The organism is Silanimonas algicola, from assembly GCF_054777375.1.
The window spans coordinates 805,763-825,638 of record NZ_BAAHAS010000002.1 but is presented as its reverse complement, the minus strand read 5'-3'; the positions used below and the strand labels follow the sequence as shown (position 1 = coordinate 825,638).

Annotated in this window: 23 protein-coding genes; 13 read left to right on the top strand and 10 right to left on the bottom strand. The window is 69.3% G+C overall.

What is annotated here, in order from left to right; all coding sequences use genetic code 11:
- Positions 1-6: 6 nt before the first annotated feature.
- Genes msrA through ACYVAK_RS09005 form a run of 5 tightly spaced genes read right to left on the bottom strand, consistent with a single transcriptional unit; the run spans position 7 to position 6,031 of the window.
- Positions 7-642 (bottom strand): peptide-methionine (S)-S-oxide reductase MsrA, encoded by a 636-nt coding sequence (gene msrA, locus ACYVAK_RS09025; RefSeq protein ID WP_461060083.1) that lies wholly within the window; start codon positions 640-642, stop codon positions 7-9.
- The gene (locus ACYVAK_RS09020) at positions 642-2,201 is read right to left on the bottom strand and encodes a WS/DGAT/MGAT family O-acyltransferase (RefSeq protein WP_461060081.1); all 1,560 of its coding nucleotides are present in this window, start codon (positions 2,199-2,201) and stop codon (positions 642-644) included. The genes msrA and ACYVAK_RS09020 overlap by 1 nt, the downstream gene beginning before the upstream one ends.
- Positions 2,202-2,238: 37 nt before the next feature.
- The gene (locus ACYVAK_RS09015; protein ID WP_461060079.1) at positions 2,239-3,678 is read right to left on the bottom strand and encodes a cryptochrome/photolyase family protein; all 1,440 of its coding nucleotides are present in this window, start codon (positions 3,676-3,678) and stop codon (positions 2,239-2,241) included.
- Positions 3,675-4,436 (bottom strand): SDR family NAD(P)-dependent oxidoreductase, encoded by a 762-nt coding sequence (locus ACYVAK_RS09010; RefSeq protein WP_461060077.1) that lies wholly within the window; start codon positions 4,434-4,436, stop codon positions 3,675-3,677. The genes ACYVAK_RS09015 and ACYVAK_RS09010 overlap by 4 nt, the downstream gene beginning before the upstream one ends.
- A complete protein-coding gene (locus tag ACYVAK_RS09005; protein WP_461060075.1) occupies positions 4,433-6,031 on the bottom strand; it encodes a cryptochrome/photolyase family protein in 1,599 nt (532 codons plus the stop codon). Before ACYVAK_RS09005 ends, ACYVAK_RS09010 begins: the two co-directional genes overlap by 4 nt.
- An 84-nt stretch (positions 6,032-6,115) precedes the next feature.
- On the opposite strand from ACYVAK_RS09005, the gene alr reads away from it, so the two are divergent.
- Positions 6,116-7,255 (top strand): alanine racemase, encoded by a 1,140-nt coding sequence (alr, locus tag ACYVAK_RS09000; protein WP_461060073.1) that lies wholly within the window; start codon positions 6,116-6,118, stop codon positions 7,253-7,255.
- Positions 7,256-7,270: 15 nt separating this feature from the next.
- Here alr and ACYVAK_RS08995 read toward each other — a convergent pair whose 3' ends face one another.
- The 5 genes from ACYVAK_RS08995 to ACYVAK_RS08975 form a co-directional block, all read right to left on the bottom strand.
- Positions 7,271-8,662, bottom strand: a complete 1,392-nt coding sequence (locus ACYVAK_RS08995) for a replicative DNA helicase (RefSeq protein WP_461060071.1) — start codon at positions 8,660-8,662, stop codon at positions 7,271-7,273.
- Between the two features lie 212 nt (positions 8,663-8,874).
- Positions 8,875-9,324 (bottom strand): 50S ribosomal protein L9, encoded by a 450-nt coding sequence (rplI, locus tag ACYVAK_RS08990; RefSeq protein ID WP_461060069.1) that lies wholly within the window; start codon positions 9,322-9,324, stop codon positions 8,875-8,877.
- Between the two features lie 95 nt (positions 9,325-9,419).
- A complete protein-coding gene (rpsR, locus tag ACYVAK_RS08985) occupies positions 9,420-9,692 on the bottom strand; it encodes a 30S ribosomal protein S18 (RefSeq protein ID WP_297867205.1) in 273 nt (90 codons plus the stop codon).
- Positions 9,692-10,102 carry a 30S ribosomal protein S6 gene (gene rpsF / locus ACYVAK_RS08980; protein ID WP_461060066.1) on the bottom strand — a complete coding sequence of 137 codons (411 nt, stop codon included), beginning with the start codon at positions 10,100-10,102 and terminating at the stop codon, positions 9,692-9,694. The genes rpsR and rpsF overlap by 1 nt, the downstream gene beginning before the upstream one ends.
- 162 nt (positions 10,103-10,264) lie before the next feature.
- A complete protein-coding gene (locus ACYVAK_RS08975) occupies positions 10,265-10,606 on the bottom strand; it encodes a HesB/IscA family protein (protein ID WP_461060064.1) in 342 nt (113 codons plus the stop codon).
- A 131-nt stretch (positions 10,607-10,737) separates the two neighbouring features.
- On the opposite strand from ACYVAK_RS08975, the gene asnS reads away from it, so the two are divergent.
- From asnS to ACYVAK_RS08915, 12 genes are all read left to right on the top strand, one after another.
- Positions 10,738-12,138, top strand: coding sequence for an asparagine--tRNA ligase (asnS, locus tag ACYVAK_RS08970; protein ID WP_461060062.1), 1,401 nt, complete (start codon positions 10,738-10,740; stop codon positions 12,136-12,138).
- 40 nt (positions 12,139-12,178) lie between these two features.
- The gene (locus ACYVAK_RS08965) at positions 12,179-12,472 is read left to right on the top strand and encodes a hypothetical protein (protein ID WP_461060060.1); all 294 of its coding nucleotides are present in this window, start codon (positions 12,179-12,181) and stop codon (positions 12,470-12,472) included.
- Positions 12,473-12,584: 112 nt separating this feature from the next.
- Positions 12,585-12,848 carry a hypothetical protein gene (locus ACYVAK_RS08960; RefSeq protein WP_461060530.1) on the top strand — a complete coding sequence of 88 codons (264 nt, stop codon included), beginning with the start codon at positions 12,585-12,587 and terminating at the stop codon, positions 12,846-12,848.
- The gene (locus ACYVAK_RS08955; RefSeq protein ID WP_461060058.1) at positions 12,845-13,618 is read left to right on the top strand and encodes an SDR family oxidoreductase; all 774 of its coding nucleotides are present in this window, start codon (positions 12,845-12,847) and stop codon (positions 13,616-13,618) included. The genes ACYVAK_RS08960 and ACYVAK_RS08955 overlap by 4 nt, the downstream gene beginning before the upstream one ends.
- Positions 13,618-13,959 (top strand): PilZ domain-containing protein, encoded by a 342-nt coding sequence (locus ACYVAK_RS08950; protein WP_461060056.1) that lies wholly within the window; start codon positions 13,618-13,620, stop codon positions 13,957-13,959. Before ACYVAK_RS08955 ends, ACYVAK_RS08950 begins: the two co-directional genes overlap by 1 nt.
- Before the next feature lie 48 nt (positions 13,960-14,007).
- The gene (gene nei, locus ACYVAK_RS08945; RefSeq protein ID WP_461060054.1) at positions 14,008-14,799 is read left to right on the top strand and encodes an endonuclease VIII; all 792 of its coding nucleotides are present in this window, start codon (positions 14,008-14,010) and stop codon (positions 14,797-14,799) included.
- Positions 14,800-14,847: 48 nt separating this feature from the next.
- A complete protein-coding gene (locus ACYVAK_RS08940; protein WP_461060052.1) occupies positions 14,848-16,284 on the top strand; it encodes an aldehyde dehydrogenase family protein in 1,437 nt (478 codons plus the stop codon).
- Complete coding sequence (can, locus tag ACYVAK_RS08935; protein WP_461060050.1) at positions 16,269-16,925, top strand: carbonate dehydratase; 657 nt, start codon at positions 16,269-16,271, stop codon at positions 16,923-16,925. Before ACYVAK_RS08940 ends, can begins: the two co-directional genes overlap by 16 nt.
- Positions 16,922-17,347 carry a RidA family protein gene (locus ACYVAK_RS08930; RefSeq protein WP_461060048.1) on the top strand — a complete coding sequence of 142 codons (426 nt, stop codon included), beginning with the start codon at positions 16,922-16,924 and terminating at the stop codon, positions 17,345-17,347. The genes can and ACYVAK_RS08930 overlap by 4 nt, the downstream gene beginning before the upstream one ends.
- A 25-nt stretch (positions 17,348-17,372) precedes the next feature.
- A complete protein-coding gene (locus tag ACYVAK_RS08925) occupies positions 17,373-17,903 on the top strand; it encodes a 3-hydroxyanthranilate 3,4-dioxygenase (RefSeq protein WP_461060046.1) in 531 nt (176 codons plus the stop codon).
- Positions 17,903-18,859: a sodium-dependent bicarbonate transport family permease gene (locus tag ACYVAK_RS08920; protein WP_461060044.1), complete on the top strand. Its 957-nt coding sequence runs from the start codon at positions 17,903-17,905 to the stop codon at positions 18,857-18,859. Before ACYVAK_RS08925 ends, ACYVAK_RS08920 begins: the two co-directional genes overlap by 1 nt.
- Position 18,860: 1 nt before the next feature.
- Positions 18,861-19,871, top strand: coding sequence for an amidohydrolase family protein (locus tag ACYVAK_RS08915; RefSeq protein ID WP_461060042.1), 1,011 nt, complete (start codon positions 18,861-18,863; stop codon positions 19,869-19,871).
- Positions 19,872-19,876: the final 5 nt, after the last annotated feature.

Below are 19,876 nucleotides of genomic sequence, written 5' to 3'. Positions count from 1 at the left end.
AAGCGATCAATCCGGCCGTTGCCGGGTCCATGTCCCGAAATGGTCGTGGAGCTTGTCGAGCTTCGGCAGCGCCACCGCGGCGACATAGGGCTGGCCGGGGTTCCGCTCGACGTAACGGTGATGGTACGCCTCCGCGGGATAGAACGCCGCATGCGGTTCCAGCGTCGTCGCGATGGGCCCGGCGAAGACCCCGGCCGCGTCGAGCTGCGTGATGTAGGCCGAGGCCACGTCGTGTTGCCGGGCGTCCAACGGGAAGATCGTCGAGCGGTACTGCGTGCCCACGTCGTGGCCTTGCCGGTCGCGCTGCGTCGGGTCGTGCGCCACCGTGAAGAACACCCGCAGCAGGTTGCCGAATCCGATCCTCGCGGGGTTGTAACTGATGCGGATGGCCTCGGCGTGGCCGCTGCGACCGCTGCACACGGCATCGTAGTTCGCCGTGGCCGCCTCGCCACCGATGTAGCCCGGAAGGACGCTGAGGACGCCATCGAGCGCGGCGAACACGGCTTCGGTGCACCAGAAACAGCCGCCGGCCAACACGGCCACGCCGATGTCTTCCTCCCTGGCAATGGCGATCGCGGGCGCAGGAACCTCGTCGGGAGCGACCTGCAGGCCTTGTCCGGGGAGCGGGCAGAATCCGGCCATCAGATGGACTCGTCGACCAAGGGCATCAGCGCCTCGGCGTCTTCGGGGCCGAAGCCGTGATCCCATCCCGCCATCAGCGCGAGGTAGACCAGCTTTTCGAACTCCGGTTCGAAACGGCGGATCACCGAATCCGGGTCGGGCATCAGCTTCGCGTCCGCGATCAGGCCGAAATGCACCCGGCCGTTGTAGCTGAGGATGGAGACACCGATGCCGATGCCGCCGGTCTGCGGCACCCAGAACATCATGTCCCTGATCTTGCTGCCGGCGAGGTAAAGCGGGCTCTGCGGGCCGGGCACGTTCGTCGCCACGGCGGTGGCCTTGCGCGAAAACAGCTCCAGCGCGACGCGCTGCAGCGGTACCGGCGCCATGCCCAAGGCGGCGAGCAGGCCGAAGGCCATGATCGCCTGCCGCGATTTGCGCAGCTGGCGCATGTTCGCGGCGACCTTCTGCAGGCGGGCCACCGGGTTCGGCTCGCCGACGGGCAGTTCGAGGAAGACCAGGCCGAAGTGGTTCCCGAGCTGCTTGGCATGTTCGAGGGGCCGCAGATTCACCGGCACGGTCACGCGGATGTTGCGCCCGTCGAGCACCTCGCCGCGCTCGACCAGGTAGCTGCGCAGCGCCCCCGCCACGGAGGCGAGAAGCACGTCGTTGACGGTGCACTGGAAGGCCCGCCCCACGGCCTTCACATCGGCCAGTGCGAGCGGTTCCGCCCAGGCACATCGCTTGCTCACGCCCAGCGGCATCTTCAGAACGGTGGCGGGATCGTCCTCGAGGGCGAGCGCGTACGCGAGCTCCTTGGCGAGTTCCACGCCCTCGTTCGCGAGCACGCCGACCAGCGAGGGGTCGCGCGCGAAATCCATGCCCTTCTCGAGCACCTTCTCGCCCATCTGCACGTAGCGGCCGATGGCACCGACGCGCTGCGCGACCTTGGCGTGCTCTTCCTTCTTGAGCCAGCGCTTGGTGAGCGGCTCGGACTTCTGCGGCTGCGCCTCGACGTCGGTCATCGAGAGCAGCACCTGCACGAGGGCGATGCCGTCGGCGTAGCAATGGTGGATGCGGCAGACCACGGCAGAACCGCCGCCGTAGCGTTCGACGAGGTGGAATTGCCAGAGCGGCTTGGTCTGGTCGAGCGGCGTCGAGGCCATGTGGCTGACGAAGCGCTCGAGCTCGCGCTTGCCGCCGCGCCCGGGAAGTGCCGACAAGCGCACATGCCAGTCGATGTCGAAGTCGGGGTCGTTTTCCCAGTGCGGCCCCATCGCGGTCTCGACCACCTTCTGGCGGAAACGCGGATAGGCGAGGAAACGGTCCTTGATGGTCTTCTTCAGGCGGTCGAGCGCCAGCGGCGACTCGAACATCATCACCGAGGTGATCATCATCAGGTTGGTGCTGCGCTCCATGCGCAGCCATGCCGTATCGACCCGCGACATCGGCTCGCGACGACGGCGGCGGGGTGGCACCCCGTCGATCACGGGCTCCGGCGCCTTGTCGCGCTGCACCCGCGTGAGGTCCCTGCCGGCCTCACCGAACGCCTTCCCCCGCGTGGATTTCCGCGTCGCCATCATCCCCTCCCCTGTTCCCGGCAGGATGCCGCGCCGTTCAGTCCTCCGGCAAGGACTTGGGGCCGGAATAGGCCGCGAGCGCCTCGGCCCGGCTCTGCTTGAGATCGACGATGGGCTTCCGCGGGTAGGCGGGGGCCAGGCGCGCCAGCAGGTCGCCATGCGTCCAGGGCTCGGCCAAGGCCGCGGCCGGGAGCTTCGCCAACTCCGGCACCCAGCGCTGGATGTAGGCGCCCTTCGGGTCGAACTTCTCGGCCTGTGACGCGGGGCTGAAGATGCGGAAGTACGGCGCGGCGTCGGCGCCGGTGCCGGCCGTCCACTGCCAGCCCTGCGTGTTGTTCGCGAGGCTGGCGTCGACCAGCGTGTCCCAGAACCAGCGCGCCCCGTGCAGCCAGTGGTAGCGCAGGTTCTTGGTCAGGAAGCTCGCCACCACCATGCGCACGCGGTTGTGCATCCACCCCGTGGCGTAGAGCTCGCGCATGCCGGCATCGACGATCGGCACGCCGGTGCGGCCTCGTTGCCAGGCCTCCAGGCGGACGGGGTCGACCTCGGCCCAGGCGAACTCCTGGAAGCGCGGGTTCATGTTCTCGTCGCTGGTGTGCGGGAAGTGGAACAGCAGGTGGTGGCTGAACTCGCGCCAGCCGAGCTCCGAGAGGTAGTGGTCGACGTCGGGCTGGATCTTGGACGGCAGCCGCGCGTCGCGGAGGGCCTGCACGATGCGCCGCGGCGAGATCTCGCCGAAGTGCAGGTGCGGCGAGAGCTTGGACGTGCCGACCCGGTCCGGGAAGTTGCGCTGCTCCTTGTAGCCGTGCACCGCGCCGTCGAGGAAGGCCTCGAGCAGTTCGCCCGCGCCGGCTTCGCCGGGCGTCCAGTGCGCCCAGAAACCGAGGTCCCAGTCGCGCTCGCGGGCCGGTGGGCGCAAGCGCAGGGCGTCGACGTCGAGCGAGGGTAAGGCCGGCACCGCGGGCAGCGTGGTCGGCGCGGGAGCGGGCACGAGGTCGTCCAGCCGCTGCTTCGCGTTCTTCCAGAACGGCGTGAACACGCGGTAGGGCTCGCCGCCCCCGGTCTTGATCTCCCACGGCTCGACCAGCAGCGCCCCATTGAGGCTCTCGGCGTGCAGGCCTTTCGCCTTCAGCGCGGCCTTCGTGGTGGTGTCGCGGGCGATGCTCGCTGGCTCATAGAGCCGATGCCAGTACACGGCCTCGGCGCCGGTCTCCTCGGCGAGGGCCAGCAGGGTCGCCGTGCTGGGGCCTCGGCGGATGATCAGGTCGCTGCCGATCGCGCGCAGCGCGTCGCGCAGGGCGCGCAGCGAGCGATCGAGCCACACGTGCGACGCCGCACCCGGCGCCCACGGCGCGTCTTCCTCGGGCGCATGGATGTAGACCGGCACCGGCGCGTGCCCGGCTTTCAGCGCCGCCTGCAGTGCGGGATGGTCGTCCAACCGCAGGTCGCGGCGGAACCAGACGAGGGCACGGCTCATCCGGCCACCTTGACCATCGGACGGACCGCGGTGAAGCCGCCGTCGAGCGCGATGACCTGGCCGTTGATCCAGTCGCCGCCCGGGCCGAGCAGGAAGGCCGCGAGCGCCGCGGCGTCCTCGGCTTCGCCGTGGCGACCGAGCGGGTACTGCGCGCTGATCGCTTTCTTCGACGCCTCGTTGGCGACGAGCTTGGCGGTCAGCGGCGTGGCCATCAGGCCCGGCGCGATGGCGTTGACGCGCAGGCCCATCGCCGAATGGTCGGCGGCCAGCGAGCGCACGAGCGCCTCGATCGCGCCCTTGGCCATCGCGATGGCCGCGTGGTTGCCGACGCCGATGCCCGCGGCGACGGACGAGAACATCAGCAGGCGCCCTGCCCCGCTGCCGCCGTCCTTCTGCGCCTGCTGCAGCGCGGCCACGTAGGCCTTGGCGGTGAAGAACGCGGTGTCGAGGTTGGCGGCGAGGCAGTCGCGGTACTGCGCCTCGCTGGTGCGGGTGATGCTGGCCAGCAGGATGGCGCCGGCGGCGTTGACCACCGCGCCGGGCACCCCACCGAACGCGGCCGTGGCGTCGGCGACGGCCTCCGCCGCGCCAGCTTCCGTGGCGATGTCCGCTTCGATGAGCGTGTCGCCGTCATCAGGCGCGAGCTTGTCGAACGAGCGGCCGGCGCGGGCCACGCGCCAGCCCTGCGCGCGCAGCGTGGCCGCGAGTGCGCGGGCGATGCCGCCGGAGCCGCCGGTGATGAGGCAGGTCGAGGTCATGGGCTTGTCTCCTCGGGCACGCGGCCCGTCTGGGATGCGGTTTCAGGATTCGGGACAGCGCGCAGGCGGGCCCGCAGCGCGGCGGCGGCGTCGCGGATGGCGGCGAGTTCGGCGTCGGGCTTGCGGGCGAGGTTCTTCCACTGCAGCGCCGTGCGGGGATGGCGCTCGAAGCGCTCGCGGTGGCGGTCGAGGAAGTCCCAGTACAGCGTGGTGAACGGGCAGGCCTTGGGGCCGGTGGCCTTGGCCGGGTCGTAGGGGCAATGCGCGCAGTAGTTCGACATGCGCTCGATGTACTTGCCGCTGGCGACGTAGGGCTTGCTGGTCATCTTGCCGCCGTCGGCGTACTGGCTCATGCCCAGCACGTTCGGCAGTTCGACCCACTCGACCGCGTCGACGTACACGGCGAGGTACCACTCGTGCACGCGCTTCGGTTCGACGCCGACCAGCTGGGCGAACAGGCCGGTCACCATCAGACGGTGGATGTGGTGCGCGTAGCCGTGTTCGAGGGTCTGCCCCACGGCCTCGGCGAGGCAGCGCATCTCGGTCTCGCCGGTCCAGTACAGGGCCGGCAGGGGCTCATGGGCGTCGAGCGCGTTGTCATCGAGGAAAGCCGGCATCCGCAGCCAGTACATGCCGCGGATGAACTCGCGCCAGCCCAGCACCTGCCGCACGAAGCCCTCCACCGCGGCCAGTGGCGCCCCGCCCTCCTCCCAGGCCGCGACGGCCGCCGCGATGACCCGGCGTGGGTCGAGGAGCTTGAGGTTCAGCGCGGCGCTGATGCGCGAGTGGTACAGCCACGGCTCGCCGGTCCACATCGCGTCCTGGTAGCGGCCGAACAGCGGCAGGCGGTTCGCGACGAAGTCCTGCAGCGCGTCCTCGGCGTCCTCGGGGGTCACCGGCCAGTCGAAGGTCGCGAGCCTGCCGGGGTGTGCAGCGAAGCGGCGTTCGACGAGAGCGATCACCTCGCGCGTGGTCGCATCGGGCTCGAAGCGGATCGGCGCCGGGAGGAAGCCCGGCCCGCGCGCGTCGAAGGCCTCGCGGTTGTCGTGGTCGAAGTTCCACTGGCCGCCGACGGGCGCGTCACCGTCCATCAGGACGCCGTGCTGCCGGCGCATCTCGCGGTAGAAGTACTCCATCCGGTACTCCTTGCGGCCCTTGGCCCAGCGCGCGAAGTCCTCGCGGCTGGCGAGGAAATGCGTGTCGTCGCGCTCGATCCAGCGCACGCCGGCCTCGCGGCAGGTCGCCGGGAGAGACTGCGCCAGCCGCCATTCCCCCGGCGTCACCGCGATCACCGCTTGCGGACGCAGCCGCGCGAGGTCGTCGGCCAGCGCCGCCTCCAGCGTCGGCGCCTCGTGCGCGTCCATCGCCCGGTAGTGGACGGTGAATCCACGGGCAAGCAGCGCGTCGCGGGCGTGCCGCATGGCGGCGAGAAAGACGGCGATCCGCGGCTTCGTCGACCACACCTGCGTGGCTTCGTGGCGCACCTCGGCCATCCACACCGCGTCCCGCGCCGGGTCGAAGCCGTCGAAGGCCACCGAATCAAGGTTGAGCTGGTCGCCGAGGACGACGACGAGGTGGCGGAGGGCGACGGGCATCGGGGCAGTCTGGCCAGCGCCGCGTGCACGGCACGTGCCCGTCCCTGCCTTCGGGCGGCCAGATGCGCCCCGTACAATCCGGCCATGAGCGACCTCGCCAGCCAGCGGCCGACCCGCATCCGCGTCGATCTCGATGCCCTCGCCCACAACCTCCGGGGCCTCCGTCGCCACACCGGCAGGCCGGTCATGGGCATCGTCAAGGCCAATGCCTACGGCCACGGCCTCGTACCGGTGGCGCGGCATCTCGAGGCCCAAGGCATCGACCAATTGGGGGTCGCCTTCGTCGAAGAGGGGATCGCGCTGCGCCGGGCCGGCGTGCGCGCGCCGATCCTCGTGATGGGCGGGGTGTACGGCAAGCAGCTGCAGGAGTTCCTCGCCCACGACCTCGAGATCACCGTCTCGTCGATCGACAAGCTGCGCCTCGCCGAGGCCGCGGCGGCGGCCGTCGGCCGCGAGGCCGTCGTCCACCTGAAGATCGATACCGGCATGGAGCGCGTCGGCGTCCACAGCTACTCCTGCCAGGGCCTGATCGATGCGGCGTTCGCCTCGCGCGGCTGCCGGGTCAAGGGCGTGTACTCGCACCTCGCCTGCGCCGACGATCCCGACCATCCCATGACGGCCGTGCAGGTCGCCCGCTTCGCCGAGGCCTGCGCCCACGTCGAACGCGCCTGCGCGCGATCCGGCGCACCGATGCCGATCCGCCACCTCGCGAACTCCGGCGGCGTTCTGCATTTCCCCGAAACCTGGCTGGACATGGTGCGCCCCGGCATCGCGCTCTATGGCGCCCTGCCCGACCCGGCCTCGCGCGATCCGATCGGATTGACGCCGGTGCTGTCGCTGACCTCGCGCGTCGTCTATTTCAAGGTGGTGCGTGCCGGCGCCACGGTGAGCTACGGCGCCACCTGGGCGGCCGGTACCGACACGCGTGTCGTCACCATCCCGATCGGCTACGGCGACGGCTGGCCGCGGGCGCTCTCTTCGAAGGGCGAGGTGCTCGTGAGGGGCCTGCGCAAGCCGATCGTGGGCCGCGTGTGCATGGACCAGTTCATGGTGGATCTCGGGCCCGAGGGCACGGCGTACAACGACGACGAGGTCGTACTGATCGGTGCCCAATGCAGCGAGGATCTCCGCGTCGAAGCCGTGGCCGAGCGGGCCGGGACCATCCCCTACGAGATCCTGACCGGCCTCAACGAGCGCATCCCGCGCGAATACGTCGGCGGTTGAGTCCGCCGCAGCGCCTTACTCGAAGCTGCCCACGGAATCGCGGGCGAGGTTGTCGAAGCGCGTGTACTCGCCGAAGAACTTCAGCTTGACGGTGCCGGTCGCGCCGTTACGGTGCTTCGAGATCAGCACCTCGGCCAGGCCTTTGTCGTTGCTGTCCTTGTTGTAGTAATCGTCGCGGTAGATGAACAGGATGATGTCGGCGTCCTGCTCGATGGCGCCGGACTCGCGCAGGTCGGACATCACCGGGCGCTTGTCGGTGCGCGATTCGAGGCCGCGGTTGAGCTGGGAGAGCGCGATCACCGGCAGGTTGAGCTCCTTGGCCAGCGCCTTCAGCGAACGGCTGATCTCCGAGATCTCGGTGGCGCGGTTCTCGCTGTTGCCCGGCACCTGCATCAGCTGCAGGTAGTCGACGACCACGAGGCCAAGGTCGTGCTCGCGCTTCAGGCGGCGGGCCTTCGACAGCAGCTTGGCCGGCGACAGCGCCGGTTCGTCGTCGATGAAGATTTTCGATTCCGACAGCATCTTCATCGCCATGGTCACGCGCGACCAGTCCTCGTCTTCGAGCTGGCCGGTCTTCAGCCGGCCGGCGTTGATGCGGCCGATCGAGGAAATCAGACGGAAGGCCAGCTGGCTGGCAGACATTTCCATCGAGAAGATCACCACCGCCTTCTTCGACTTCAGCGCGGCGTACTCGGCCATGTTCAGCGCCAGCGTGGTCTTGCCCATGGCCGGGCGCGCGGCGAGCACGATCAGGTCGGAGGGCTGCAGGCCGGCGGTCATCTCGTCGAAGTCGGTGAAGCCGGTGGGCAGGCCGGTGACCGTGCCCTGCGTCTCGTAGCGGACCTGGAGGATCTCGAAAGCCTCCTTCATCGCCTCCTTCAGGGAGACCATGTCCTTGCGGCCGCTGCGGTTCTGGTCGGCGATCTTGAAGACGCGCTGCTCGGCTTCGGCCAGCAGATCCGGCGTCTCGCGGTTGCCCGGCGCGAAGCCGTCCTCGGCGATCTGCGTGCCCACTTCGATCAGGCTGCGCAGCACCGACTTGTCGCGCACGATCTCGGCGTACGCGCGGATGTTCGCGGCCGACGGCGTCGTCTGCGCCAGCTCGACGAGGTACGGCGTGCCGCCGACCTGGTCGGCCAGCGAGTGCGCTTCGAACCAGTCGCCCAGCGTGACCGCGTCGTAGGGCTTGCTCTTCTCCGACAGCTCGGAGATCGCCTTGAAGATCAGCTGGTGGTCGCGGCGGTAGAAGTCGGTGTAGGACAGCAGGTCGAGGATCTTCTCGAGCGCATACGGGTCGAGCATCAGGCCGCCCAGCACGGCCTGCTCGGCGTCGATCGAGTGCGGAGGCACGCGCAGCGCCTCCACGCGGGGATCGATCGAAGCTCGGGGCGGAAGTCGTGCAGCCATCTCGGGGGTTCTACTCGGGGCGTCCCAGCGGTCGCACAGCGTAGGCGCGATGGCGCCCACGGCGTTGCAGACAAGTCTGTGGATAAGCGGTGGGAATCGTGGCCGTCCGGCGTCTCACGCCGTGCGACGAGGCCGGTCGGCGGTGCGTGCGCGCCGAAAAAGAAAACGGGCGCCGCGAGGCGCCCGTTCCGGTGACGCGTGACGCGTGGCGATCAGGCGGCTTCGGCCTTGACCACGACCTTGACCGTCACTTCGACGTCGGCGTGCAGGTGCACGATGACGTCGTACTCGCCGACGGCGCGGATCGGGCCGGCCAGCACGACTTCCGACTTGGCGACCTGGTGGCCAGCCTTCGTCAGGGCCTCGGCGATGTCGCGCGAGGTGATCGAGCCGTACAGCTTGCCTTCCGGCGACGCGTTGGCGCCCAGCGTCACTTCGACGCCTTCCAGCTGCGCCTTGCGGCCTTCGGCGCCCGACAGCAGGGCCTTGGCCTTGGCTTCGTACTCGGCGCGCTTGGCTTCGAACGCGGCGATGTTGGCTTCCGTCGCCGGCACGGCCTTGCCGTACGGGATCAGGAAGTTGCGGCCGTAGCCCGGCTTGACGCGGACCTTGTCGCCGAGGCCGCCGAGGTTCACGACCTTCTGCAGGAGGATCAGTTCCATTTCTATTCCTTAAACGTTAGCGGGCCCTTGGGCCCGCAGCGGGTGCTGTCCGTTCGGACGGATCACGCGGCGCCCCGCGGGGGCGGCGCACGCGATCAGTTGCGGTGGCTGTCGCTGTAAGGCAGCAGGGCCAGGAAGCGCGCGCGCATGACGGCGGCGGCGAGCTGGCGCTGGTACTTCGACTTGGTGCCAGTGATGCGGGCCGGGACGATCTTGCCCGTCTCGGTCAGGTACTGACGGAGCGTGTTGAGATCCTTGTAGTCGATCTCCACCACGTCCTCGGCGGTGAACTTGCAGAACTTGCGGCGGCGGAAGAACTTCGAGCCACCGTCGCTGCGGCCCTTGCCGCGGGGGGTCTTGGGCTTCATCAGGCGGTCTCCACGCTGTCGTTGTCGTTCTCGACGGTACCTTCGCCGTCCTCGTCGCGGCGACGGCGTTCGCCGCGCTCGCTCTTCTCGTCCTTGCTCTTCAGGATGGCCGACTGCTCGGTCACCGCTTCATCGCGGGCGATGACGAGGTGGCGCAGGACGGCGTCGTTGAAGCGGAAGCTCTCGACCAGCTCGTTCAGCGTGGCCTGGCCGCACTCGATGTTCATCATCGCGTAGTGGGCCTTGACGAGGTTGTTGATCGGGTAGGCCAGCTGGCGGCGGCCCCAATCTTCCAGACGGTGGATGGCACCGCCGGCGGCTTCGATCGACGCCTTGTAGCGCTCGATCATCGCCGGCACCTGCTCGCTCTGGTCCGGATGGACCATGAAGACGATCTCGTAGTGACGCATGGGATGTTCCTTTCGGATGGCGGCCTCGCGGCCGGTCAGCCCCCGGCGGCTGCCGTGGAGCAAGGTCTGCCTGGAGGCAGCCCACGAGTATGGGGGGCAACGCCTTGCCGATCAAGCACCTGTATGAACGAAGCCGCTCCTGCCGGCGTCTGCGGCCCGGGCTCAGGCCGGCAGGTCGTCGCGGGTGGTGAAGCTCTCGCCGCAGCCGCATTCGCCGGTAGCCTGCGGATTGCGGAACACGAACTCCTGGTTCAAGCCGCGACGCACGAAATCGATCTCGGTGCCGGCCACGTGCGGGAGGCTGAAGGCATCGATGAACACCGATACGCCGCCGGCCTCGACCACGGTGTCGCCCTCGCCCGCGCCCGCGGCCACGTCGACGACGTAGGCGAAGCCGGAGCAGCCGTTCTTTCTCACGCCGAAACGCAGGCCAGCGCCGCCGGGCTGCTGGGCGATGTATTGGCGGGCGCGATCGACGGCGGCTGGGGTGAGCGAAACGGGCATGCGGGCGGCGGCAGGGGCTGTATGGGCGGAGACCCGCCGAAGTGTAGCGCCGCAGCTCCCAGAGGCCACTGCAGGCTGCGTGAAGGCCGGTGTCACGGTATTCTCGCGGGTCCCCGACCCAGGCCCATCGCATGAGCGTCATCAGCATCCAGCAGGCCCTCGCCGGCCAGCCCGCCTCCGGCAGCACCGTCACCGTGAAAGGCTGGGTCCGCACCCGCCGTGACTCGAAGGCCGGACTGAGCTTCGTGAACGTCTCGGACGGCTCCTGCTTCGCGCCGATCCAGCTGGTTTGCACCGGTGACCTGCCGAATTACGCCTCGGAAGTGGCCAAGCTGACGGCCGGTTGTTCGGTGGTCGCCACCGGCACGCTGGTGCCCTCGCAGGGCCAGGGCCAGAGCTTCGAGATCCAGGCCACCCACGTCGAGGTGCTGGGCTGGGTCGATGATCCGGAGACCTACCCGATCCAGCCGAAGCCGCATTCGCTGGAGTTCCTTCGCGAAGTGGCCCACCTTCGCCCGCGCACCAACCTGTTCGGCGCCGTCACCCGCATCCGCCACTGCCTCGCCCAGGCCATCCACCGCTTCTTCCACGAGGACGGTTTCTTCTGGGTCAACACGCCGATCATCTCGACCTCGGACGCCGAAGGCGCCGGGCAGATGTTCCGCATCTCGACGCTCGACATGATGAACCTGCCGCGCAAGCCGGACGGCAGCATCGACTTCTCGCGCGACTTCTTCGGCAAGGAGGCCTTCCTGACGGTCTCCGGCCAGCTCAACGTCGAGGGCTACTGCCTCGCGCTCAGCAAGGTCTACACCTTCGGCCCGACCTTCCGCGCGGAGAACTCGAACACGGCGCGCCACCTCGCCGAGTTCTGGATGGTCGAGCCGGAGATCGCCTTCGCCGACCTCAACGACGACGCCAACCTCGCGGAAGCGTTCCTGAAGTACGTGTTCAAGGCCGTGCTCGAGGAACGCATGGATGACATGCAGTTCATCGCCGAGCGCGTGCAGAAGGACGCGATCACCCGCCTGCAGGCCTTCATCGACCAGCCCTTCGAGCGCATCGACTACACCGAGGCCGTGAAGCTGTTGCAGAAGGCGCCGCACAAGTTCGAGTTCCCGGTGGAATGGGGCCTCGACCTGCAGACCGAGCACGAGCGCTGGCTCACCGAGACCCACGTCGGCCGCCCGGTCGTGGTGATGAACTACCCGGAGCAGATCAAGGCCTTCTACATGCGCATCAACGACGATGGGAAAACCGTCGCGGCGATGGACGTTCTGGCCCCGGGCATCGGCGAGATCATCGGCGGCAGCCAGCGCGAGGAGCGCCTCGACGTCCTCGACGCCCGCATGCGCCAGTTCGGCCTCGATCCGGCCCACTACGAGTGGTACCGCGACTTCCGTCGCTATGGCTCGGTGCCGCATGCCGGCTTCGGCCTCGGCTTCGAGCGTCTCGTGGTCTACACCTGCGGCCTGTCGAACATCCGCGACGCCATCCCCTACCCGCGCGCGCCGGGCCTCGCGACGTTCTGATCACGATGCCCTCCCCGGTCACCGCGTAGGTTCCACCGCCATGGAAGACTTCCTCCTGTTCCTGATGCTGGGCCTCGCCGGATCGGCAGGCCCGGCCCACATCGGCTTCCGGCTGCTCGCTCACCGGCACCATCGCGACCGCGGCTGGCCGTTCGCCGAAGGCACCGAAGACGGCCAGTGGGGCTACAGCGCTTGGCTGATGAAGCGCGGGTATGTCGCCGATGCAGACCGCGACATGGCCTTCTTCGGGTTCTGGGCGTTCCTCAGCGGCTGGATCGCCGCCCTCGCCATCCTCTGCGCCACGGTGATGATCGTGCTGCGGCAGTACCCCTGAATCGGAGAGTCCCATGAGCACGAATAGCGGAATCGAGAGCGACGTCGATGGCGAGGCCGGCGAACGCAGCCCGGTCGTCGCGACCGCCTGGTGGGTGGCCTGCCCGGCGCGCATGCTGGTCTGGGCCCGGCTTCAGCTGCGCGAGTCAGGCGTCGCCGATGTGCTCGACTGCGACGGGCAGGTGCTGGTGTACGACAGCGAGGACACGGCCCGTGCCGCGCTGATGGACGCCGAGTTCCGCGCACTCGACGGTTTGGACGACGACGATGTGGCCGGTTGGGGCCTCCTCCTGGAGGACCTGATCCCGCCCGAAGGCGATCACGACGATGACCTGGTGCCGCAGATGATGCGGGCCCTCGAGGTGCCCCAGCGGTGAGCGCGCTGGATGGACGCCTCGCGCTGGTCTGCGGCGGTTCGGCCGGTATCGGGCTCGCCTCCGCGCAGGCCCTCGCTGCGTCCGGCGCCCGCGTTCGCCTTCTGGCTCGTACCGAGGGCACCCTGCGTGCCGCGCTGGCCACCCTGCCCGGCTCCGGGCACGGCGTCATTGTCGCCGACGCCGCGCATCCGGAGTCGCTGGTGCGCCATGTCCACGCCGCCCTCGGCGACGAACCGGTGGAGGTGCTGGTGAACAATTCCGCGGGGCCGCCCCCGGGCGCGATCGCGAACGCGACGGCGACGCAGTTCCTCGATGCCGTGCAACAGCAGCTGCTCGCCGCCCATGGCCTCGCCCAGCACCTGCTGCCCGGCATGCGCGCGCAGCGCTTCGGGCGGATCATCAACATCATCTCGACGTCGGTCCGCGAGCCCATCCCGCACCTCGGCGTGTCGAACACCGTGCGTGCGGCGGTCGCCGCCTGGGCCAAGACGCTGGCCAGCGAAGTGGCCGCGGACGGCATCACCGTGAACTCGGTGCTCCCGGGCTTCACGAAGACCGCCCGGCTGGCCCAGATCCTCGAAGAGCGGGCACGCGCGACGGGTCGCGCGCTGGCCGAAGTCGAGGCGGAGTTCCTGTCGGTGGTGCCGGCCGGACGCTTCGCGGCGCCGGCGGAAGTGGCCGCGGCGGTGGCCTTCTACGCGTCGCCGGCGGCGGGCTACATTACCGGCACCACCCTGGCGGTCGACGGTGGCCGTACCAAGGCCCTGTGATGGCGCCCGCCGACGACGAGGCCATGGACGCGCAGAACCGACGCGACAACGAACGCCTTCCCTTCGCTGCCGAAGTGCTGGTCGCTCGTCCGGACCGCGGCTGGCGCACGGCCGTGCTCGACCTGTCCGAAGGCGGCTGCGCGCTGCTTCGGCCGGCGGGATTCGACCTGCATATCGGCGCCGTGGTGACCCTTTACTTCCTCACCCGCAACGGCCCCGGTCCCGGCGTCGGCGCCCGGGTGGCGCGGCTCGGGCCCCGTGACATCGGTTTCGAGTACCACGACGTGCAGGCGGTGCCACCATCCCTCGGAACGTCCAGCCCGTCAGCCGTGGGGCGTTGATCCCACGCCCTCGACGCCGCCTGCATCGCCGAGCCTCGACGATGGGCCATGCCCGAAGGTCCTGAAATCCGCCGTGCCGCCGACGAACTGGCCCAGGCCATGGTTGGCGCGCCCATCGTCCATGCCGAATTGAACCTGCCGTCGCTCGCGACGCATGCCCGGTCCCTCCTGGGGCGTCGCGTCGTGTCGATCACGCCGCGGGGAAAGGCCCTGCTCACGCGCTTCGACCACGGCATGACGCTGTACACGCACAACCAGCTCTATGGGGTCTGGCGCGTGGCCGAGGCAGGTGAGCGTCCGGAGACCTCCCGCAGTCTGCGTGTGGTGCTGGAGTCCGACGCCAAGGCCTTGCTTCTCTACTCGGCGTCGGACATCGCCCTGCTCGATGACGCCGGCGTCGCGGCCCACCCCTTTCTCTCGAAGCTCGGTCCCGACGTGCTCGATGCCACCACGACGGAGGCGGTCGTGCGCAAGCGACTGGCTGAACCGGCCTTCGCCGGGCGCCAGCTTGGGGCGATCCTGCTGGACCAGGGCTTCCTCGGTGGTTTGGGCAACTACCTGCGTTCGGAGATCCTGTTCGACGCCGGCCTGCTGCCGATGCGCCGCCCGAAGGATCTCGATACCGACGAGCGCAAACGCCTTGCCGACGCCTGCCTGCGCATTCCGCGCCTCAGTTATGCCACCCGCGGGCGTCGCGGGAAGGCCTACAGCGCCAAGGGCGGCTTCCGCTTCATGGTCTTCGATCGCGAGGGCGAGCCCTGCATTGCCTGCGGCACGACGGTCGAGCGGCAGGAGGTCGGCACCCGGCGGCTGTACTGGTGCCCGCGCTGCCAGGCCTGAGGGGCCCGAACCTGTCCGTACGGCCCGCGTAGCGGCTACGCTTCGCGGATGACCCCGCGTTTCGCCCTGCACATCGATGGCGAGGACCTGGCCTCGGCGCGCGATGCGTGGTTGCCGGTGTTCGATCCCTGCACGGGCACCCCCTGGGCCGACGTGGCGGCGGCGGAGGCGGCGGATGCCGAGGCTGCCGTTGCCGCAGCGCAGCGCGCCGCACCGGCGTGGGCCGCGCAGAAGCCTTCCGAGCGTGCCCGCTGGCTCGAACGCATAGCGGACGCGCTGGAGGCCGAGGCCGAGACCTTCGTCGCGCTGGAGTCGCGCGATACCGGCAAGCCCCTCGCGCTGTGCCGGAAGATCGAAATTCCCCGCGCAGTCGCCAACCTCCGTTTCTTCGCCGCCGCGGCGCGCACCTTCGGGAGCGAATCGCAGCACGGCGAGGCCGGCCTGAACATCGTGCTGCGCCCGCCGCTCGGCGTCGTCGCGACGATCAGCCCGTGGAACCTGCCGCTCTACCTCTTCACGTGGAAGCTGGCGCCTGCCCTGGCGGCGGGCTGCACCGTGGTCGCCAAACCTTCCGAGGTCACGCCGGCCACGGCCACGGCCTTCGCCCAGCTCGCCACCCGCATCGGCCTGCCGCGTGGCGTGTTGAACGTGGTGCATGGCCATGGCGCCGTCGTCGGCGAGACGCTGGTGCGGCATCCCGGGATCAAGGCGATCAGCTTCACCGGCAGCACAGCGGTCGGTCGGCGCATCGGCGCCATCGGCGGCGAGCATTTGAAGAAGGTCTCGCTGGAGCTCGGTGGCAAGAATGCGACGATCGCGTTCGACGACGTGGAGCCGCGCGAGGCCGCCGGGCTGGTGGCGCGGGCCGCGTTCCAGAACGCCGGGCAGATCTGCCTGTGCGGTTCGCGGCTGCTCGTCCCCTGTTCTCGGCTGGACGAATGGCGCGAGGCCTTGCAGGCCGAGTTGCCGGGCTGGACGGCGGGCCCCCCGACGGATGCGCGCGCGCGCATCGGCCCGCTGGCTTCCGCCGCGCACGCGGCGAAGGTGCGTGGCTACCTCGCGCTCGCCGACGACGAGGGTGGAACGCGTCTCGCACAGGGCCGCGTGCTCGACAGCGCCCATCCGGCCGGCTGGTGGCAGGCGCCGGTGGTGGTCGAGGGCTTGGGCATCGGCAGCCGCTGCGCCACCGAGGAGATCTTTGGTCCGGTGCTCACGCTGCATGCGTTCGAGGACGAGGCCGAAGCGCTGGCCATGGCGAACGCCACGCCCTACGGATTGTCCGCGACCGTGCTCACCCACGACCTCGCCCGCGCCCATCGGGTGGCGGCGGCGCTGGACGTCGGCCTGGTGTGGGTCAACACCTGGATGCAGCGCGACTTGCGCGTGCCCTTCGGCGGCAACCGCCAGTCCGGGGTCGGCCGCGAAGGGGGCTGGGAGGCGATGCGATTCTTCACCGAAGCGAGGACGGTATGCCTGGCCACCTGATCCAGAGCAATCGCGAGTGGGCGGCCAGGGTCAAGGCCGAGGACCCGGAGTTCTTCAAGCGCCTGTCGCGCCAGCAGGCGCCGGAGTACCTGTGGATCGGCTGTTCCGATTCCCGCGTGCCGGCGAACCAGATCTGCGGCCTGTTGCCCGGCGAAGTGTTCGTCCATCGCAACATCGCCAACGTCGTTGTCCACACCGACCTGAACTGCCTGTCGGTGGTCCAGTTCGCCGTCGACGTGCTGAAGGTGCGCTGCATCCTGGTCGTCGGCCACTACGGTTGCGGTGGCGTCCATGCCGCCCTCAAGGGGCAGCGGGTGGGCCTTGCCGACAACTGGATCCGGCATGTCGGCGACGTCGCCGACAAACATGCGGGGAGTCTCGCCCAGTGCGAACTCGAGTCGCTTCGCCATGCGCGGCTCTGCGAGTTGAACGTGATCGAGCAGACCCGCAATGTCTGCCTGACCACGGTCGTGCAGGACGCCTGGGCCCGCGGGCAGAACCTCTCGGTGCACGGCTGGGTGTACAGCCTGCACGACGGGCGGGTGCGCGAGCTGGGCATGGACGTGCGCGACAGCGGTGGGCTCGAACCGACCTATGCCGACGCGATCGCGCGTCTGCAGAGGCGCGAGGTGCTCGGATGACCGGGGTCGTCCATGCCGCCGGCGCGCCGAAGGCCGTGGGCCGGTACCCGCATGCGCGGCGTGTCGACGACCTGCTGTTCCTCTCCGGCATCGGGCCGCGTGACCCGGCCACCAATGGCGTGCCCGGCAACGTCGTCGACGCGGACGGCCGGTTGGTGGCCTACGACATCGTTGCCCAGTGCCACTCGGTGTTCGCCAACGTCCGTGCCGTGCTGGAGGCCTCCGGGGCACGGTGGGAGGACCTGGTCGACGTCACCGTCTACCTCACCGACATGGCGCGGGATTTCGCCGCCTTCAATGCCGTCTGGACCGAGCACTTCCCGGACGTCGAGACCGCCCCGTGCCGAACCACGCTGGGCATCACCGCGCTGCCGACGCCGATCGCCATCGAACTGAAGTGCGTCGCCTCGCTGCGGCGATGATGCCATCCCCCACGACGAGAGCCCGATGATCGGCCACGCCTTCAACCTCAACGCCTGGATCGACGCGCACCGCCACCTGCTCAAGCCGCCGGTGGGCAACAAGTGCATCGTCGCCGGGGACTACATCGTGATGATCGTCGGCGGCCCGAACGAGCGCGACGATTTCCACATCGAGGACGGCCCGGAGTGGTTCCAGCAGCTCGAGGGCGAGATGGTGCTGCGCGTCCAAGAGGACGGCCGGGTGCGTGACATCCCGATCCGCGCCGGCGAGTGCTTCTATTTGCCCCCGCGCGTCCCGCATTCGCCGCAGCGCAAGCCGGGCTCGGTCGGCCTCGTTATCGAACGCAAGCGCACCGCGGGCGAACGCGACGGCCTGCGCTGGTACTGCGCGGCTTGCAACCATCCCGTCTATGAGGAGTTCTTCGTGCTCGACAACATCGAGACGCAGTTCGGCGCCGTTTTCGACCGCTACTACGGTTCGGTGGGCCACCGCACGTGCGGGCATTGTGGCCATGTGAATCCTGCTCCGGCCCGCTACGCCGAGGCGGCGACGTGATGCTTTCTCCGGAACTCCTCGCTAGCAACCTGCTCTCGCCGGTGGTGCTGGCCTTCGCGCTGGGCCTGATCGCCCGCGCCTTGCGCAGCGATCTCACCATCCCGCCCGCGATCCAGAGCTACCTGTCGATCTTCCTGCTGCTGGCGATCGGTCTGAAGGGCGGCGTCGCCCTGCGCAGCACCTCCTTCGGCGACGTCGCCATCCTGCTCGCCGTCACCATCGTCGCCGGCATCGTCACCTGCGCGTCGGCCTACGCGATGGCGCGCCTGTGGTTGAAGGACGGGCCGCTCGAAGCGGGGGCCATCGCCGCGCATTTCGGCTCCGTATCGGCCGTGACCTTCATTGCCGCCCAGCAGTTCGGCGAGCGCAGCGGCCAGGCCCCCGAAGGCGTGCTGGTGGCGTTGGTTGTGGCACTGGAGATCCCGGCCATCCTGCTCGGCCTGACGCTGGCCAAGCGCGATGCCGGGTTGCAATGGCACCAGGTGCGCGAGGTGCTGGTCGGCAAGACCGCCCTGCTGCTGATCGGCGGCATGGTCATCGGCGCGATCGCCACCAAGCACGGCACCGACGCGGTGAACCTGATGTACGGCCAGCTTTTCCAGGGAACGCTGATGCTCTTCATGCTCGACATGGGCATGGTGGCCGCCGCGCAGCTTCGCGGCATCGGCCGCGGCGCCTTCCGGTTGGCGGTCTACGGGGTTTCCCTGCCGTTGCTGCACGGGATCATCGGTACGGCCCTCGGGCACTGGGCGGGCCTCTCCCCCGCGGGGGCGGCCGTGTTCGGCACGATGACCGCCAGCGCGTCCTACATCGCCGCGCCGGCTTCGGTGCGCGCCTCCCTGCCGGAGGCGAACGTCGGGCGCTGCATCACCGCGGCGCTGGGCATCACCTTCCCCTTCAACCTCGCCATCGGCATCCCGCTCTATTTCGCCTTCGCGGCGTGGCTCGGCGCCTGACATGCTGAAGATCGACACCCATGCGCATTTCCTGCCCGACCGTTGGCCCGACCTCGCGGCCAAGTATGGGGATGTCCGCTTTCCGGTGATCCACCACGGCGACGACGGGCGCTGCCGCATCTACAAGGACGGCAAGTTCTTCCGCGAGATCTGGCCCAAGACCTGGGACCCGGCGATCCGCATCGCCGACTACGCGCGCTTCGACGTGCAGGTCCAGGTGATCAGCACGGTGCCGGTGATGTTCAGCTACTGGGCGAAAGGCCATCAGGCGCTGGAGCTGCATGCGGCCTTGAACGACCACATCGCCGAGGCCTGCCGCGAGCATCCGCGCCATTACGCCGGCCTCGGCGTGGTGCCGCTGCAGTCGCCGAGCCTGGCCGTGCGCGAGCTGGAGCGCTGCATGGATGGCCTCGAGCTGCAGGGCGTGCAGATCGGCTCGCACATCAACGACTGGAACCTCGATGCACCGGAGCTCACCGAGTTCTGGCAGGCCGCCGAGGACCTCGGTGCCGCCATCCTCGTGCACCCTTGGGACATGATGGGCGCGGAATCGATGCCCAAGTACTGGATGCCGTGGCTCGTCGGCATGCCGGCCGAGCAGTCCCGCGCCGCCTGCGCCCTGATCTTCGGCGGCGTGCTCGAGCGGCATCCGCGCCTGCGGGTCTGCCTCGCGCACGGCGGCGGCAGCTTCCCCTACACCATCGGCCGCATCGAGCACGGGTTCCACATGCGCCCCGACCTCGTCGCCACCGACAACCCGCGCAACCCGCGCGAGTACTTCGGTCGATTGTTCTTCGACTCCTGCGTGCACGACCCACGGGCCCTGCGCTACCTGCTCGACGTGGCCGGTGCCGACACCGTCATGCTGGGCACCGACTACCCCTTCCCCCTTGGCGAGCAGGAGCCCGGTTCGGGCATCACGGCCCTGGGGCTTTCCGAGGCCGAACAGGCCCGACTCTTCCACGGCACGGCCCTGCGCTGGCTCGGCCTGCCGGCGTCGCGATTCGTTTGAGGACT

Excerpts from the sequence above, each read along its gene's own strand:
- msrA (WP_461060083.1), bottom strand. The coding sequence starts at position 642 with ATGGCCGGATTCTGCCCGCTCCCCGGACAAGGCCTGCAGGTCGCTCCC.
- nei (WP_461060054.1), top strand. The coding sequence starts at position 14,008 with ATGCCCGAAGGTCCTGAAATCCGCCGTGCCGCCGACGAACTGGCCCAG.
- ACYVAK_RS09015 (WP_461060079.1), bottom strand. The coding sequence starts at position 3,678 with ATGAGCCGTGCCCTCGTCTGGTTCCGCCGCGACCTGCGGTTGGACGAC.
- ACYVAK_RS09020 (WP_461060081.1), bottom strand. The coding sequence starts at position 2,201 with ATGGCGACGCGGAAATCCACGCGGGGGAAGGCGTTCGGTGAGGCCGGC.
- ACYVAK_RS08925 (WP_461060046.1), top strand. The coding sequence starts at position 17,373 with ATGATCGGCCACGCCTTCAACCTCAACGCCTGGATCGACGCGCACCGC.
- ACYVAK_RS08965 (WP_461060060.1), top strand. The coding sequence starts at position 12,179 with ATGGAAGACTTCCTCCTGTTCCTGATGCTGGGCCTCGCCGGATCGGCA.
- ACYVAK_RS09010 (WP_461060077.1), bottom strand. The coding sequence starts at position 4,436 with ATGACCTCGACCTGCCTCATCACCGGCGGCTCCGGCGGCATCGCCCGC.
- rpsR (WP_297867205.1), bottom strand. The coding sequence starts at position 9,692 with ATGAAGCCCAAGACCCCCCGCGGCAAGGGCCGCAGCGACGGTGGCTCG.
- ACYVAK_RS08915 (WP_461060042.1), top strand. The coding sequence starts at position 18,861 with ATGCTGAAGATCGACACCCATGCGCATTTCCTGCCCGACCGTTGGCCC.
- ACYVAK_RS09005 (WP_461060075.1), bottom strand. The coding sequence starts at position 6,031 with ATGCCCGTCGCCCTCCGCCACCTCGTCGTCGTCCTCGGCGACCAGCTC.
- can (WP_461060050.1), top strand. The coding sequence starts at position 16,269 with ATGCCTGGCCACCTGATCCAGAGCAATCGCGAGTGGGCGGCCAGGGTC.
- ACYVAK_RS08940 (WP_461060052.1), top strand. The coding sequence starts at position 14,848 with ATGACCCCGCGTTTCGCCCTGCACATCGATGGCGAGGACCTGGCCTCG.
- alr (WP_461060073.1), top strand. The coding sequence starts at position 6,116 with ATGAGCGACCTCGCCAGCCAGCGGCCGACCCGCATCCGCGTCGATCTC.
- ACYVAK_RS08995 (WP_461060071.1), bottom strand. The coding sequence starts at position 8,662 with ATGGCTGCACGACTTCCGCCCCGAGCTTCGATCGATCCCCGCGTGGAG.
- ACYVAK_RS08975 (WP_461060064.1), bottom strand. The coding sequence starts at position 10,606 with ATGCCCGTTTCGCTCACCCCAGCCGCCGTCGATCGCGCCCGCCAATAC.
- ACYVAK_RS08920 (WP_461060044.1), top strand. The coding sequence starts at position 17,903 with ATGCTTTCTCCGGAACTCCTCGCTAGCAACCTGCTCTCGCCGGTGGTG.
- rplI (WP_461060069.1), bottom strand. The coding sequence starts at position 9,324 with ATGGAACTGATCCTCCTGCAGAAGGTCGTGAACCTCGGCGGCCTCGGC.
- ACYVAK_RS08950 (WP_461060056.1), top strand. The coding sequence starts at position 13,618 with ATGGCGCCCGCCGACGACGAGGCCATGGACGCGCAGAACCGACGCGAC.
- rpsF (WP_461060066.1), bottom strand. The coding sequence starts at position 10,102 with ATGCGTCACTACGAGATCGTCTTCATGGTCCATCCGGACCAGAGCGAG.
- ACYVAK_RS08930 (WP_461060048.1), top strand. The coding sequence starts at position 16,922 with ATGACCGGGGTCGTCCATGCCGCCGGCGCGCCGAAGGCCGTGGGCCGG.
- ACYVAK_RS08960 (WP_461060530.1), top strand. The coding sequence starts at position 12,585 with ATGCTGGTCTGGGCCCGGCTTCAGCTGCGCGAGTCAGGCGTCGCCGAT.
- asnS (WP_461060062.1), top strand. The coding sequence starts at position 10,738 with ATGAGCGTCATCAGCATCCAGCAGGCCCTCGCCGGCCAGCCCGCCTCC.